Annotated in this window: 14 protein-coding genes; 4 read left to right on the forward strand and 10 right to left on the reverse strand. The window is 49.4% G+C overall.

Going from position 1 to position 15,891, the window contains the following annotated elements:
• Positions 1 to 53 precede the first annotated feature (53 nt).
• The 5 genes from C7T94_RS01795 to C7T94_RS01815 form a co-directional block, all read right to left on the reverse strand.
• Positions 54 to 1,478 carry an MAC/perforin domain-containing protein gene (locus C7T94_RS01795; protein ID WP_107213077.1) on the reverse strand — a complete coding sequence of 475 codons (1,425 nt, stop codon included), beginning with the start codon at positions 1,476 to 1,478 and terminating at the stop codon, positions 54 to 56.
• Positions 1,479 to 1,878: 400 nt separating this feature from the next.
• Positions 1,879 to 4,764, reverse strand: coding sequence for a translation initiation factor IF-2 (gene infB / locus C7T94_RS01800; RefSeq protein WP_107213079.1), 2,886 nt, complete (start codon positions 4,762 to 4,764; stop codon positions 1,879 to 1,881).
• Positions 4,765 to 4,852: 88 nt separating this feature from the next.
• Positions 4,853 to 6,091: a transcription termination factor NusA gene (nusA, locus tag C7T94_RS01805; protein WP_107213081.1), complete on the reverse strand. Its 1,239-nt coding sequence runs from the start codon at positions 6,089 to 6,091 to the stop codon at positions 4,853 to 4,855.
• Between the two features lies 1 nt (position 6,092).
• Positions 6,093 to 6,560: a ribosome assembly cofactor RimP gene (gene rimP, locus C7T94_RS01810; protein ID WP_107213083.1), complete on the reverse strand. Its 468-nt coding sequence runs from the start codon at positions 6,558 to 6,560 to the stop codon at positions 6,093 to 6,095.
• A gap of 113 nt (positions 6,561 to 6,673) precedes the next feature.
• Positions 6,674 to 7,084, reverse strand: a complete 411-nt coding sequence (locus C7T94_RS01815; protein ID WP_107213085.1) for a hypothetical protein — start codon at positions 7,082 to 7,084, stop codon at positions 6,674 to 6,676.
• A gap of 17 nt (positions 7,085 to 7,101) precedes the next feature.
• Between C7T94_RS01815 and C7T94_RS01820 the strand changes: the two genes are divergently transcribed.
• Entirely contained in the window at positions 7,102 to 7,443 is a 342-nt protein-coding gene (locus C7T94_RS01820) for a phage holin family protein (protein ID WP_107213087.1), read from the forward strand.
• A gap of 118 nt (positions 7,444 to 7,561) precedes the next feature.
• On the opposite strand, the gene C7T94_RS01825 is transcribed toward C7T94_RS01820, so the two are convergent.
• From C7T94_RS01825 to panC, 4 genes are all read right to left on the reverse strand, one after another.
• Entirely contained in the window at positions 7,562 to 8,701 is a 1,140-nt protein-coding gene (locus C7T94_RS01825) for an acyl-CoA dehydrogenase (protein WP_107213089.1), read from the reverse strand.
• Positions 8,702 to 8,778: 77 nt separating this feature from the next.
• Positions 8,779 to 9,777, reverse strand: a complete 999-nt coding sequence (locus C7T94_RS01830; protein WP_162618513.1) for a lysylphosphatidylglycerol synthase transmembrane domain-containing protein — start codon at positions 9,775 to 9,777, stop codon at positions 8,779 to 8,781.
• Between the two features lie 2 nt (positions 9,778 to 9,779).
• On the reverse strand, positions 9,780 to 10,130 hold the full coding sequence (gene panD / locus C7T94_RS01835; RefSeq protein ID WP_107213093.1) for an aspartate 1-decarboxylase: 351 nt from the start codon (positions 10,128 to 10,130) through the stop codon (positions 9,780 to 9,782).
• A 75-nt stretch (positions 10,131 to 10,205) separates the two neighbouring features.
• A complete protein-coding gene (panC, locus tag C7T94_RS01840) occupies positions 10,206 to 11,045 on the reverse strand; it encodes a pantoate--beta-alanine ligase (RefSeq protein ID WP_107213094.1) in 840 nt (279 codons plus the stop codon).
• 151 nt (positions 11,046 to 11,196) lie between these two features.
• Between panC and C7T94_RS01845 the strand changes: the two genes are divergently transcribed.
• The 3 genes from C7T94_RS01845 to glmS all read left to right on the forward strand — a co-directional run bounded on the left by C7T94_RS01845 (position 11,197) and on the right by glmS (position 15,390).
• Positions 11,197 to 12,021 carry a glycogen/starch synthase gene (locus C7T94_RS01845; RefSeq protein WP_107214621.1) on the forward strand — a complete coding sequence of 275 codons (825 nt, stop codon included), beginning with the start codon at positions 11,197 to 11,199 and terminating at the stop codon, positions 12,019 to 12,021.
• A gap of 41 nt (positions 12,022 to 12,062) precedes the next feature.
• Positions 12,063 to 13,478 (forward strand): DUF4270 domain-containing protein, encoded by a 1,416-nt coding sequence (locus tag C7T94_RS01850; RefSeq protein ID WP_239494902.1) that lies wholly within the window; start codon positions 12,063 to 12,065, stop codon positions 13,476 to 13,478.
• 73 nt (positions 13,479 to 13,551) lie between these two features.
• A complete protein-coding gene (gene glmS, locus C7T94_RS01855) occupies positions 13,552 to 15,390 on the forward strand; it encodes a glutamine--fructose-6-phosphate transaminase (isomerizing) (RefSeq protein ID WP_107213096.1) in 1,839 nt (612 codons plus the stop codon).
• Between the two features lie 42 nt (positions 15,391 to 15,432).
• On the opposite strand, the gene C7T94_RS01860 is transcribed toward glmS, so the two are convergent.
• Positions 15,433 to 15,882: a single-stranded DNA-binding protein gene (locus C7T94_RS01860; RefSeq protein ID WP_107213097.1), complete on the reverse strand. Its 450-nt coding sequence runs from the start codon at positions 15,880 to 15,882 to the stop codon at positions 15,433 to 15,435.
• Between the last annotated feature and the right edge of the window lie 9 nt (positions 15,883 to 15,891).

The following is a 15,891-nucleotide window of genomic DNA, read 5'->3' on the forward strand; positions in this document are numbered from 1 at the left end:
TTTTGGCCATCAACATCTGCTTCGAACATGTGGACTTCTTACATAACCGACAGTTAATTTGGATAAGCATAGAAAGGAGTGCCCGCAGATTGCCAACCAGGCCAATTGAGGGTTTCTGTAGGATGATTTGAATAGTTATGGTTGTATACGCCAGAATGATAAAATTCATACACAGGAATCGTGCCGGCCACCTGAGACGGGCTGGCGTAGAAATTTACGCCATCGTAGCTGTACCCAGCCCAACCCGGCGAGGGGTTTGTTGTTAAAGCCCTATCGTCCAGATTCCTATTATAGAACTGATAGACAGGCACGGTTCCTGGCACTTGTACGGCATATGCTTTAAATCTCTGGGCGTTGTACTGATAAGGCGCATATTTCGATTGGAACGCCTGCGGTGCCTCGAGACTATAAGCGTGCTTGCCTGTCTGAGCATTGTAATACTCATAAACCGGCACTGGAACTTCGGTTATCTGAACTTCATTATCGGCATAATACTGTAAGATATAATTTCTCAAAGCCTCACGTCTTACCGGGTCAGCAACAAGCAGGTAAATGGGCAATAACCCATCTGTGCCGATATCAATCATTTGCGAATTGGCTGGGGTAACTGTAGCCTGCCACGGAGCTACATTTATTACCGGCAAAGAATTTCCAAGCGGAATTGTGCCAAGCAGAGAGACCGTGTTATCTCCCCCATAAGCTTTATAGGAAAGCGAATTGTCGAAAGTGGTATTTACATCGTTAAAGTTGTAATTGATCCCGGTGTTCACGTTGAAGATTCCTTCTATCCCTGCTGCCAATGCTGCGGTTGCTGCGCGTTCTCTTGTAGAACTGGAACTCTGGCCTTGGTATTTAAATTCCAGTTTGCCACCCAAGATGACATCCGTCAGCACGTGAGTTCCGTAAAACTGAACAATCTGAGCAGGGGCTAAATTTTGAATGTTGTAAGCAAAATTGGGATCGAGGTAATTCTGAAGAAAACTTGCATCCGCGACAAAATTCAGTCGCTTTTGTTTAATAACCAGATTGAGTGTTCCATACTGGTATTTCGACGAGAATGCATCAGTGTTGGTAAATGTCGAAGTTATGGTGGACTTAAACAGCTTTAGACCCAGAACCTTGATATCAAGCCCGCCGCCGAAGGTATTTACCATTTTTTCCGACCAGGTTCGCGCATTTTCCCCAACCTGATAATACAGGTATTGACTGGATGACTGGTCCACACCTACGCGGGTTGGATAGTCAGTTTTGAGGCGTTCAACATCAATAATTTTAGCCTTGTGAGAGTCATTACTTCCATACATTTCTGTCACATTATAACCGAAACCTAACACGTCCCAAAGCTGGTCGCGCGAAGTTGTCGGTGTGGCCATCGGTTGTTTTGACCCGTGTACAGATTCGAGGGGACGTAGGTCGGATTTGTTACATCCAATTAAGACGAGCAGGAGCATCGCCAGGTAATAAGGATTACGTTTCATATAATTGATTTAGGGGGTTACAACCGGGTATGGTTTATTAGCTGCTGTTATTAAGTCAAGCGAAATTTATTGTACGCTCTTTCCGCAGCCGCGAACTGATGCTACACTTGCGTGGATTCCAGTATAGAGGTCCTGCAAACGTGTAATTGATGATAGATAAGTGAGGATTGATGAGAGTAAACCGAGCCTGCGGAAAAGCGGAGTATAAACTCCGCGAAAGCGAGGAGAGTGCATAATTAGAGATTGATTGGAACAAAAATAATCAGATGTGTTGAGCTGGCAAAACAAGATACCCGTTCATTTCATTCAGTTGAAAGGCTGAAATGCTTTATGCTAGCACCACCTCCAAAAAATAGAAAAGCGGCTTATCGCCGCTTTTCTATTTTAAATAAAAGGCTGATTACAACCTTCTTTTTACTTCTACCTGTTCGTAAGCTTCCACGATGTCGCCTACTTCGATGTTGTTGAAATTCTGGATGTTCAGACCACACTCGTAGCCTTGAGCAACCTCTTTCACATCGTCTTTATAACGTTTTAACGAAGCCAGTTCGCCGGTGTAAACAACTACACCATCACGCACGATCCGAATTTTACTATTCCTGGTGATCTTACCGTCGAGAACCATACAGCCTGCAATCGTGCCAACTTTAGAAATCTTGAAGGTTTCCCTGATCTCAACATTCGCCGTGATCTTCTCTTCGAACTCAGGTGCGAGCATGCCTTCCATCGCTGATTTGATCTCGTTGATCGCGTCGTAGATGATCGAATACAAACGGATATCGATCTGCTCTGCTTCGGCAAGTTTCCTTGCGCTCGTTGACGGGCGGACCTGGAAACCGATGATGATTGCGTCAGAAGCTGAAGCCAGCAATACATCTGATTCAGAGATCTGCCCAACGCCTTTGCTGATAATGTTCACCTGAATTTCTTCGGTAGAGAGTTTCAGCAGGGAGTCTGAAAGGGCTTCAATTGAACCATCCACGTCACCTTTAACAATGATGTTCAGTTCCTTGAAGTTGCCGATTGCCAAACGACGGCCGATCTCATCAAGCGTAATGTGTTTCTGCGTGCGCAGTCCCTGCTCGCGCTGAAGCTGCATCCGTTTGTTTGCAATATCACGTGCTTCGCTCTCCGATTCGAGTGCATTGAAGCGGTCGCCGGCTGTTGGCGCGCCCTGCATGCCAAGAACCTGTACCGGGATAGACGGACCGGCTTTGTCTACCTTCTGCCCGCGCTCATTAAACAAAGCTTTTACGCGTCCGCTGTAGCTGCCGGCAAGGATCGGATCGCCTACATGGAGCGTACCTGCCTGTACCAGCACCGTCGTTACAATACCGCGGCCTTTGTCAAGCGCCGCCTCAATCACCGTACCTACGGCACGTTTGTTCGGATTGGCTTTCAGCTCAAGCAATTCGGCTTCAAGCAATACTTTGTCAAGCAACAGGTCTACATTCAGACCACTTTTGCTCGATATTTCCTGCGACTGGAATTTACCGCCCCAATCTTCAACCAGGATATTCATGACTGAGAGCTGCTCCCTGATCTTGTCAGAGTTGGCTCCCGGTTTGTCAACTTTTGTAAAGGCAAAGACCAAAGGAACGCCTGCAGCCTGTGCGTGGTTTATCGCCTCGCGGGTTTGCGGCATCACCGCATCATCTGCTGCAATAACGATGATGGCAATATCGGCTGCCTTGGCACCACGGGCACGCATCGCTGTAAAAGCTTCGTGACCAGGTGTATCCAGGAAAGTAACCTTTTTGCCCGAGGTGGTTGTTACCTGGTAAGCACCAATGTGCTGGGTGATACCACCGGCCTCACCGGCTACAACATTCGCTTTACGGATGTAATCAAGCAACGAGGTTTTACCGTGGTCAACGTGACCCATAATGGTTACAACCGGTGCTCTTGGTTCCAGCGCTTCGTCTGAATCCTCCTCCTCGATGATGCTTTCTTCCTCATCTTCCGGTTTCACAAACTGAATCTCGTAACCAAACTCATCGGCTACGATCGTCAGCGTTTCGGCATCGAGACGCTGGTTAATCGACACAAACATGCCCAGGCTCATACAGGTAGCGATGATCTTTGTCACCGGGACATCCATCATGCTCGCCAGTTCGTTCGCCGTTACGAATTCAGTTACCCGCAATACTTTCGATTGCAGTTCCTGCTCCATTGCCGCTTCTTCGGCCGAGAGCGCCACATCATCACGTTTCTGACGGCGCAATTTTGCACGCTGTGCAAACTTGCCCGACTTACCGGCACCGCTCAGGCGGGCCAGCGTAGCTTTGATCTGGTCTTGTATTTCCTTTTCTGTAGGTTCTTCTTTTGGTGCTCCGGGAGCCGCATTGCGGTTCCTGAAGTCATTGCGCTGACCCTGTCCCGGACGGTTGTTTCCTTGTCCTGGACGGTTGTTGCCTGGACCCGGACGCTGTCCGGCACCCTGCGGCTGACCTTGGCCGGGCTGCCCACCCTGACCCGGTGCTCCAGGTGTCTTTTTGCGTTTGCGTTTGCGCTTCGCATCTGCGCTCTCATTTGAAGAGGCAACAGGATTGCGGCGGTCTGGGGTGGTCGGCAAGGTAATCTTACCTACGATATTCGGACCCGAAAGCCTTACTGAACGGGCTTTGATCACATCTGGTTCGGCAGCCTTTGCAGGCTCAGGAGCAGGCGTAACCGCTGGTTCAGGCTTCTTGACTTCTTCCTTAGGCTCTTCTTTTGCTACCACAGGCTGTGGTGCAGGCGCAGGCGCAGGTGTCACTGCTACCGGAGGTTCCGGTTTTGGCTGCTCCTGTTCTTTGACCGGCGCAGGCGCAGTTTCTGCAGGCTCCTCTTTTTTAGCAACGCGGTTTTTAGGGTTCAGATCATTCAGATCGATCTTTCCTACGACTTTAACCCCAGGCAAGCCTGTCTCAGGGCTTTCGGCCGGTGCTGTGGGTTTGGGAGTTTCTGCCGGTGTGCTGGGCTGATTGAAACTGTGCACATTTTTGATCAGGATTTCGCCCTGGTCATCGTCCCTGTTTCTTCTCGGCGGCTCTGGCTGCCTCTCGGCTGCCTCCGGCTCGTCACGACGAATTTTGCCAATAACTATTTGCTTCGCTTCTTCTCTAACTATTTTGTCTCCCTGATACTCTTTCAACAAAGCATCATACATCTCCCTGGATAGTTTGGTCGTTGGTTTGTTCTCTATGGAATAACCTTTATGCGCCAAAAAATCCACGGCAGTAGCGATACCAATGTTTAGTTCTTTAACTGCTTTAAATAAAATTATAGGCTTGTCGTCTGACATTTATCTCCTTTTTTTCTAATTACATACAAAAGTAATGTTTTATTGGCAGACTAACGAAGTTTTGAAAAATCGGATAGTCGCCTCAACATTACTCAAACTCTGATTGCAGAATCTGAATTACTTCTTTTATGGTCTCCTCTTCGAGGTCGGTTCTCTTCACCAAATCTTCCACAGAAAGCGCCAGTACACTCTTCGCAGTGTCACATCCGATGGCCTTCAGTTCATCAATAATCCACCCGTCAATCTCGTCTGCAAATTCCTCGATGTCCACATCTTCATCTTCCTCGCCAGCCTCACGGTATACGTCGATTTCATAGCCCGTCAATTTGCCTGCCAATTTGATATTGTGACCGCCGCGGCCAATGGCCAGGGAAACCTGGTCCGGCTTCAGATAAACAGATGCGTGTTTTGTCTCATCATCAAGTTTGATCGACGTAATCTTGGCCGGGCTGAGCGCACGCTGAATGTACAACGAAACATTGTTTGTAAAGTTGATAACATCTATGTTTTCATTCTTCAACTCACGCACAATGCCATGAATCCTTGAACCTTTCATACCAACGCAGGCGCCAACCGGGTCAATGCGGTCATCGTAAGACTCTACCGCCACCTTGGCGCGCTCACCAGGCTCACGAACGATTTTTTTGATGGTGATCAGTCCGTCGAAAATCTCAGGAACCTCCATTTCAAACAACCGCTGCAGAAACTCTGGTGCTGTTCGCGAAATGATGATCTTCGGGTTGCTGTTTACCATATCAACTTTAGAGATCACCGCGCGTACCGAATCGCCTTTTTTGAAATAATCTGCAGGGATCTGCTCGGTCTTTGGCATCAGCAGTTCGTTGCCTTCATCGTCTAGCACAAGGGTCTCTTTTTTCCAGACCTGGTAAACCTCGCCGGTAACGATCTCACCTTCGCGGTCTTTGTATTTTTTAAAGATTTCGTCTTTTTCAAGTTCGAGCACTTTTGAAACCAGTGTCTGGCGTGCAGCCAGAATAGCCCGGCGGCCAAAGCTCTCCAGTGTAATCTGCTCAATGTAGTCGTCGCCAACTTCCAGGTCAGCGTCGTACTTTTTCACCTCTGCCAATTCAATCTCCAGATCATCGTCTTCTGAAAACCCGTCTTCCATTACTTTTCTGGTTCGCCAGATCTCAAGGTCACCATTATCCGGGTTTACGATTACGTCGCAGTTTTCGTCTGTACCGTACTTTTTTCGCAACATGCTGCGAAAAACTTCTTCCAACACACTGATCACCGTCGGACGGTCGATGTTTTTAAAATCTTTGAACTCCTGGAAAGAGTCAATTAAATTGATACTGCTGCTCATTTTACTTAAATGAAATTAAAATCTTTGATTCTGTTATTTCCTGGAACGGAACAGCCGTTTCCACGGTGACCGCCTTTTTACCTTTTTCTTTTACTGATTCATCAATAACGATGTTCTCGCCTTCGATCCTTTTCAGCACGCCTTCTTTCTTAACGCCATCGGTCAACTTGAGGGAAACTGTCCGGCCAATGTTCTTGTGGTACTGCCTGGTCAGCCTCAGGGGCTCTCCCACGCCGGGCGAGGATACTTCAAGGTTATACGCCTTTTCAATCAGGTTCTCCTCTTCGAGATGAAACCCTACGTGCCGGCTGATCGCCGCACATTCCTGTATGCCGATACCTTCATCCCCATCTACCTGAATAATCAGTTTGTTGTTCGGAAGCATGCGTATATCGACAAGAAACAACTCCGGACGGTCGCCGATCTTTTCCTCGACGAGCTCTTTTACTCTCTTTTCTACCGCTGTCATTACACCTTTTTGTATAGAAAAAGGGGACATAGTCCCCTTCTCGAATTCACAATTACTTTGCAAATGTACAAAAAGATTCTTTTTTTTCAAATGTTTGTTTACCAGCGACCACTTCAGCGCCTCAGCGTAACTGCTACCGGCTTAACACGCGGTTGCAGTTTGCCCCTGAGCACATCACCGCCAGCGGCGAAACGGGAATTGACAAAGGTTTGCACGAGGTAAGTCTTCCCCCGGGTAAAAGGTGTGTCTGGCAAAAAAAGCAGGGAGTCGCCGCGGAGGTGCAGGCGCCCGGTGACAGTCTTTTCCATCGTCAGGCTGTCGTCTGCGGCAGGAGTTTCCACCACATCGATAAGGGCCATCGAATCGAGCGCCTGGGTGTCCCGCTGAAGCTGATATAAGCCGTTTCGGTCTATGTTTTTGATCACGATGCCGCTGCTGTCTGCTGAAAAACCCAGGTAAACTGGCTTGCTATTTGTTTTGCCACAAGACAAGGCGAATAACGCGCATACAACCAAATATCTCATTTGATAAAAATAAACATATGAAAACGATTATTGAAATCCTGCTCATGGGACTCGCCTTTTTTCTTGGCGCAAAACTGGTTCCCGGAGTACAGGTAGACAGTTATGGCACGGCCCTTTTGGCCGCAATCCTGGTCGCCCTGGTGAATGCCACCATCGGAACGCTGCTCCGGGTGCTCACCTTCCCGATCAATTTTCTAACCCTCGGACTGGTATCCTTTATCATCACTGTGCTGATGATCCTGTTGGTGGACCGCATTATGGATGGCTTTAATACCAGCGGGTTTCTTGCCGCCGCCATTCTGGCCATCGTTGTAGCCATTATCAAAGCCATATTCGGCGCCTTCTCTTCTAAAGACTAGTTGCATCTGGCCTGCACGCCTGATGAACGGGCTGCAGGCCGGTGTTCCCCTCCTGCTTTCAAGAGATTGAGCGAACCGTACACTAACCAACCGGGGAATCATCCTGCAGGGCGGGGAATTATTTAAGAACCTCCCTTGAAATAACCAGTTTCTGTATTTCAGAGGTTCCTTCGTAAATCTGGGTAATTTTGGCATCGCGCATGAGCCGCTCAACATGGTATTCTTTGACAAAACCGTAACCCCCATGCACCTGCACGGCCTCTACAGTCACATCCATGGCAACTTTAGAAGCAAACAGCTTGGCCATTGAGCCGGCCTCGGTATAGGGCAGCCCCTGGTCCTTTAACCATGCGGCCTTGTACACGAGCATCCGGGCCGCCTCAATCTGCGTGGCCATATCGGCCAGCTTAAATGCAATAGCCTGGTGCTCGGAGATCGGCTTACCGAATGCTTTACGTTCCTTGGCATACCTGACAGCCAATTCGTATGCGCCGGCAGCAATACCCAATGCCTGCGCAGCAATGCCGATGCGTCCGCCTTCAAGCGTTTTCATGGCAAACCTGAATCCGAAGCCATCTTCGCCGATGCGGTTCTCTTTAGGCACCCTGACATCGTTAAACATCAGCGAATGCGTGTCAGACCCCCTGATGCCCAGTTTGTTCTCTTTTGGCCCGACGGTAAAGCCCGGTGTACCTTTTTCGACTATAAAGGCATTGATACCCTTGTGCCTGAGTTCAGGATTCGTTTGTGCGATCACAATATAAGTAGAAGCTGTGCTGCCATTCGTGATCCAATTCTTTGTTCCGTTAAGCAGGTAATAATCGCCCTTGTCTTCTGCGGTAGTGCGCTGCGAAGTGGCATCAGAGCCTGCTTCGGGCTCTGACAAACAAAATGCGCCGATCTGCTCGCCAGCCGCCAGCGGTTTCAGGTATTTTTCCTTTTGCGCCTCAGAACCGAAAGCTTCGAGTCCGTAACACACCAGCGAGTTGTTGACTGAAACTACAACCGAGGCTGAAGCGTCAATCTTAGACAACTCTTCCATTACCAGCACATAAGAAATGGCATCCAGGCCGCTTCCGTTGTATTTCGGATCGACCATCATGCCCAGAAATCCCAGTTCACCAAGCTGTTTTACCTGTTCTGCCGGAAATTTCTGGTGTTCATCGCGCTCGATCACACCTGGCTTCAATTCCTGCTGGGCAAAATCGCGGGCGGCCTGCCTGATCATGCGCTGTTCTTCACTTAACTCGAAATGCATACTTACTCGTACTAAGAATTTGGGTATACCAAAGATAACAGTTTGGCCGAAATTACTATGCAGCCATAGTATTTATTTTATGCTGCGCTCCCCGGCCTGCCGGTTTCGGGTTTGCAGACAAGGTTACAAACCAATGCCAGACTACCCACAACCAAAATGAAGATCATTTGCGAGGAATGAATGATGGTGGCATAGGCAAGTCCGTCAGCAAACGGAACCAGGTAACAGGCGAGAGCCTGGCCGACCATCCAATGATAAACGCCTATGCCGCCCTGAACCGGGGCTACCATGGCAAGGCCCGAAAAAACGAGTGCCGTATAGGCCGCCTGGGGGCCAAGGTGAGCTGTGGCCGGAAGGGAAAACAGAGCCAGGTAAACAGAAAGAAAGTAGAGCAACCAGATAAGAATACTGGAACCTACAAAGGCCGCTTTCTGTTTCAAAAGCTCAAAGGAGCGAAGACCCTGTTTCAGTCCGGCAATAATACGCAGCATAGACCGGCTTTTTTTTCTGCGCAGGTACCACCAGCAGAATGCAGCTACCGCAATAGCTGCGCAGCAACAGATAACCAGCACGGTAAAACCACCTGTCTGCAGCCGGTCAAGCACCTGGTTCAGCAATCCGTTCATAAAATTGCCCACAACGGCGTACTGGAAAGCCAGCATACCGCAGAGCGTGACGAACAACACGAGCACATCAAACAGCCTTTCTGTAACAACTGTACCCAGCGACGCGTAAAGCGGGATGTTATTTGACCGGTTCACTGCTGTACAGCGGGTTATTTCGCCTACCCGGGGGAGCGCCAGGTTGGCAAGGTAACCAACCATAACCGCAGTAAAGGCATTGCGCAGGGAAACCCTGAAGTTCAGGGAAGAGAATAGCAGGTTCCATCGCCAGGCGCGTACGACATTAGCAGCGACCACGCAGGCAGCAGATGCGGTAACCCAGAGCGGGTCTGCCCGCGCTATTTCAGCCCACAAGGCCGACATGTCCTGTCCTCTGAAGGCCAGAAACAGCAAGCCAAGGCCAAGTAAAAATAAAAAAATGTACTTACCGGTGGCCAGCGCTCTGTGTTGCACGCTTATTTAAGCAGGTGATTTTGTTCGTCAGGAAAAAGCAGCACGGGCTGGTACTTCTTCGCTTCTTCGATAGGAAGCGCGCCATAAGACATGATGATCAGCACATCGCCAACCTGTGCGAGCCGGGCTGTGGCGCCGTTAAGGCAGATTGTACCGGTACCGCGCTCCCCACGTATCACATACGTTTCAAACCGGGCGCCGTTGTTGTTGTTCACGATCTGCACCTTTTCATTTGCGATGATATTCGCCGCATCCATCAGGTCCTCGTCTATCGTAATGCTGCCAACATAATTGAGCTCGGCCTGCGTTACGCGCACACGGTGAATCTTGGATTTCAGGATCGTTATAATCATGGCGCAAAGGTAGAAAAAGTTTAGCTGAGTTTTTTTGAGTGAATCTCATATTCAGACATCCGGCATGCCGCCTGCCTAAGAAAGGATCATGTTGTCGATCAGGCGGGTAGTGCCAACCCGGGCTGCAACGAGCGCTACAACATTGGCCCCGGCATCATCAGTTACCGGCTGGAGGGTTTCTCCGTCTGCGATGGTAAAATACTCGAGCTCGAGCCCGGCAACGTTTCTGAAAAAGCTTTGTGCATGCTCCAGCAATTCTGCAATGGGCTTCTTTCTGAAATTGGCCTGCACATACTGGAGTGCACGGCTCAGGATCAGGGCGTGTTTGCGGTCGGTCTCTGAAAGGTGTATGTTCCTGGAACTCATGGCCAGGCCGTCACGCTCGCGGATAATCGGGCAGGAGACGATTTCGATCGGCATATTAAAAGTCGCCGTCATTTTCCTGATCATGAGTACCTGCTGGTAATCTTTCTGACCAAACAGTGCTACATCAGGTGTAGCCGCATCGAAGAGTTTTTTAACGATTTGGGTAACTCCCTGGTAATGCCCCTTTCTGAACGCGCCTTCGAGCAGGAACTCGGTTTCACCAAGGTCGATATACCATTGCTCAGGCTCTGGATACATTTCCTGCACATCGGGCATAAAGAGAATGTTGCAGCCCGCGCCAATAAGCATATTCAGGTCTTTCTGCAGGGGTCGCGGATACCGTTCCAGGTCTTTCGGATCGGTAAACTGCGTAGGGTTTACGAAAATGCTGCAGATAACCGTATCTGCCAGTACAAGTGCGCTTTCTATAAGCGAGATGTGCCCATTGTGCAGGGCCCCCATGGTTGGCACGAGTGCAATTTTTTTGCCCGCGTTTTTCAGCGGGGCGACCAATGCTTTAAGGGCTGAAACGGTGTTTACTACTTCCAATTTTCGTCTGAATATTTGAACCGGTAAAGTTTCGATATTTCTCCGTTACAAACAAACAAAATGCCGCCTATTTTGCTAAATATTAATATTTTGCTTATCTTTGCCCCCTGATTATCTTTTCTTTAACATAAATTTTATTCGAGATATGGAGATGGACAAAACGAAGCTTCTGATCATTACGCATGAGATGTCGCCTTTTTTGGAAATAAGCAAAATTTCAGAAATTACGCGTCAGCTGCCGCAGGCCATGCAGGACAAAGGATTTGAAATCCGCATCCTGATGCCGAAGTTCGGTAACATCAATGAGAGGAGGAACCGTTTGCACGAAGTGATCCGTTTGTCGGGAATGAACATCATTATTGATGATAACGACAACCCGCTCATTATCAAGGTCGCTTCGATCCCTGCTGCACGCATGCAGGTCTATTTCCTGGATAATGAAGAGTATTTCCAGCGTAAGTTCGTTTTCAGGGATGCCGCAGGATCGTTTTATGGCGACAATGACGAACGCACCATCTTCTTTTGCAAAGGGGCGCTTGAGACTGTTAAGAAACTGGGCTGGGCGCCGGACATCATTCATTGCCATGGCTGGATGAGTGCATTGGTACCGGCTTATGTGAAAACGACCTATAAAAACGACCCTACCTTCAAAAATTCGCGGGTGGTGTATTCGATCTATGAGAACTGTTTTGACGAAAAGCTGAACAGCAGTCTTTCTAAGAAAGCCGTAATGAGCAACATGACCGATGCCGACACCAAGGTTTTTGAAAACGCTGGCTGTGATGACCTGCATAAAGGTGCTGTTACTTACGCTGATGCGGTCGTTATTGGCGATGAAAAAGTCTCTGAAGATGTGTTAAAGTTTGTTAAAGATTCAAATAAGCCAACATTAGCGCATAATTTAACCGCCGATTTCGAAAACTTCTATAACTTTTATGAGGAACTTTCGAGCGAGGAATTGGTTTCAGTAGCTTAACAGGTATTTACACATATATGAAATTTTTTAAAACAGACTTATTGACCTTGTTAATAAGTCTTTTTGTTTTTGCATCATGCAAGGGCCCGGGTTCGGTTGGCCTTGATCCGGAGATCGAGATCGTCGGCACTTTAGACAGTACCGTAACACTGGCTTCACAAACTGTTCAGGATCAGCCGATTTCTACAGCAGGTCTGGCCAGGTACCCCCTGGGCTCGATGAACGATGCAGTTTTCGGCAAAACGGAAAGTTCTGTTGTCATGGGCGTTGACCTGCCCAGCACTGGTTATTCTTTTGGCACGAACGCCCAGCTTGACTCTGTGTTCCTGGTGTTAAAATACGGGCCACAATTTTATGGCGACAGTACTGCCAATTATACCTTTACGGTTAACCAGCTTAACGAGGTCATTCATACCAGCGAAAATTTCAGAAGTGATAAGGTGTGGCCGGTCAACGGCGCCACGCTTGGCACCTACACCGGTAAGCTGTTCCCGAATACACGCATCAAGATCAACGATGTGATTACAGGTAAAGACACCCTGCGCAGCGTTCCGGCACAAATCAGGATCAGGCTCAGCAAAGAATTTTTCCAGCAAAGCCTTCTGAACCTGGACTCTGCCTCACGTGCAACAACTGCTGCCTTTAACCGCGCTTTAAAAGGTTTCCAGGTTAAGGCAAGCGTCCCAGCCGGCGCAACAGGCGGCATGGCATTTATTGACTTTTCTGCCGCGGGCGAAGGGGTAACCGGTTACGGAAACACCAGTAGCCTGGAAGTATACTACCGCAAACAAAACGCAACAACGGCTACGCAGACCGATACGGTTGGCGTCGCTTTCCCGATTACGAATACCGTAAGACAGGCGGCTACGATTCGCCATGACTACAGCGGAACCCCGGTTGCAGAACAATTGGCCGCCCCTGCCACGGCTACGCAGGTTACCTATCTCCAAGGCCTTGTGGGTGTTAAAAACAAAATTTCTTTTCCAGGCCTGAAAACCTGGGTCCAGCAAAAGGGCCGCGTTGTTATTAATAAGGCTGAACTTGTTGTTAACCTGGCGCCGGGCGTGCCTGTATCACCGTTTACGCCAGCACCGCGCCTTAACCTGTTCAGAAACGACATCGCAGGGCAGCCAGCACGGCTTCCCGACAACAATCCTTACGACGGCCAGCAGAATCCCGGAGGCGACTTCAGGTCGATGAGCACCTTTGGAAGCTTTGGCGGGATCTACGATGCCTCTAAAAACCGTTACGTATTCAATATTGCGTTTTATATCCAGGACCTGCTTGACGGAAAACTGGAAGACACCGGAACATTTCTGGCCGTGGTTCCGTCCGACTTCGGGTTTGCCGGCTCCCTGCAGCCAACAGCAACTACCGCAGGCCGGTCAGTGGTCAATTCTTTCACCGCTCCCGGAAAAAAACTTAAGTTAAACATCTATTATACCGTCATCAACTGACAGACACATAATTCTTGTGTAAATCCCCCGGATGTTTGTACATTCGGGGGATTTACATTTATAACCAAATTTTATGTGCGGAATAGTTGGATACATCGGCCATCGCGATGCGTGGCCGATTATTATCAAAGGACTTAAGCGCCTCGAGTACAGGGGCTATGACAGCGCGGGCGTGGCGCTCATTGACCACGGCCGGCTGAGCATTTACAAGAAAGCAGGAAAGGTCAAAGACCTGGAAACCTTTGCCCAGGACGAAAACCTGAATGGCACCGCCGGCATGGGCCATACCAGGTGGGCTACACACGGTGCACCGTCAGATCGCAACTCGCACCCCCACACATCAAACAACGGGCGCCTGTCTATCATTCACAACGGCATCATTGAAAACTACGCCAGTCTCAAAGAAGAACTCGGAAGCCGCGGCCATATTTTCTCGAGCGATACAGACACCGAGGTGCTCGTTCACCTGATCGAAGAGGTACAGGAAATGGAGCAGCTTGACCTGGCGGAAGCGGTACGGCTGGCCCTGGCTGAAGTGATCGGCGCGTACGCCATCGTTGTCATGGACAAGGCAGACCCGGATACCCTGGTGGCGGCGAGAAAAGGGAGCCCGATGGTGGTTGGGGTAGGTGAAGGCGAGTATTTCATTGCGTCAGACGCGACACCGATCGTAGAATACACTAAAAACGTCATCTATCTGAAAGACAATGAGCTTGCCGTTCTTACGCGCCAGGACATTTTGATCAAGCGGCTCGACAATGTGATTCAGACACCAAAGATACACGAGCTCGAATTAAAGCTGGAAATGCTTGAAAAGGGAGGCTATGACCATTTTATGCTCAAAGAGATCTACGAGCAGCCCAGGTCGGTGAAAGACTGTCTGCGGGGCCGTATCTACCCTGAACAGGGACTGGTGCAGCTTGGTGGCATCAAGGAGTATACCGAGAAGCTCAAGAATCTGGACCGCATTATCATTGTAGCCTGCGGCACTTCCTGGCATGCCGGCCTGGTAGGAGAGTACCTGATCGAAGAATATGCCCGCATTCCGGTCGAGGTTGAATATGCTTCAGAGTTCAGGTACCGGAACCCGATTATTTCTGAGAAAGACCTGGTGATCGCCATTTCGCAATCGGGCGAGACGGCCGATACGATGGCGGCGATCGAGATGGCCAAGGAAAAAGGAGCGACCATTTTTGGCGTGTGTAACGTTGTTGGCGCGTCAATTCCCCGCACAAGCCATGCGGGCGTCTATACCCATGCAGGCCCGGAAATCGGTGTTGCCTCGACCAAAGCCTTTACCGCCCAGGTTACGGTGTTAACCTTGATCGCCCTGTATATGGCTCAGCAGCGCGGTAAAATCAGCACTTCTGCCATGACCAGCCTGCTCACTGAACTGGACCACATTCCTGAAAAAATCCAGGAGGCGTTGTCGTCTGACAGTTATATCAAAGAAATAGCGGCCAAATTTAAAGATTCGCGCAACTGTCTTTTCCTCGGAAGAGGCAGCGGTTTCCCGGTCGCGCTGGAAGGAGCGCTGAAGTTAAAAGAGATCTCTTACATCCATGCAGAGGGTTATCCCGCAGCAGAGATGAAACATGGCCCCATTGCACTGATCGATGAGGAAATGCCGGTTGTCTTCATTGCTACCCGCAATTCGTCTTATGAAAAAGTGATCAGCAATATCCAGGAGGTAAAGGCCAGAAAAGGCAAGGTGATTGCGATCGTAACCGAGGGTGATACCGAAGTGAGGCAGATGGCCGATTACTGTATCGAGATTCCCGCGTCTGACGAGGCTTTTTTGCCGCTGCTGGCCACCATTCCGCTGCAGCTGCTTTCTTACCACATTGCCGTGATGCGCGGGTGCAATGTGGACCAACCAAGAAATCTTGCAAAGTCAGTTACTGTAGAATAAGAAGCGCCCCCTGCAAGCAGGGGGCGCCTTATATTTGCGCCGTTAAAACGGCAGATCGTCTGCCATATTTTCGCCGGGCGGAAGCGTAAAATCATCGTCATGTTTGGCATGCTGCGGGGTTGTATGGCCGGTTGGAGCCTGATGTGCCGGCTGTTCAAAATCGCTTTTGCGGCCCAGCATTGTAAAATTCTCGGCCACCACTTCGGTCACATACTTTTTTACCTTCTCCTTGTCTTCGAAAGACCGCGTGCGGAGTTTGCCTTCAATGTAAACCAGCTTACCTTTCTGCAGGTATTTAGATGCCACTTCCGCAAGCCCCCTCCACAGCACGATGTTGTGCCATTCGGTCTGCTCTACCCGCTTGCCGTCCTTGTTGTAAGTCTCTGATGTGGCCAGCGGAAAACTGGCTACCGTCACTCCGCCGTCGAGATGCCTTACTTCAGGATCCTTACCCAGGTGCCCGACTAAAATGACCTTGTTAATTCCAGACATATATATTTT

This window comes from Pedobacter yulinensis, from assembly GCF_003029735.1.
Taxonomy (GTDB): Bacteria; Bacteroidota; Bacteroidia; order Sphingobacteriales; family Sphingobacteriaceae; genus Pedobacter; species Pedobacter yulinensis.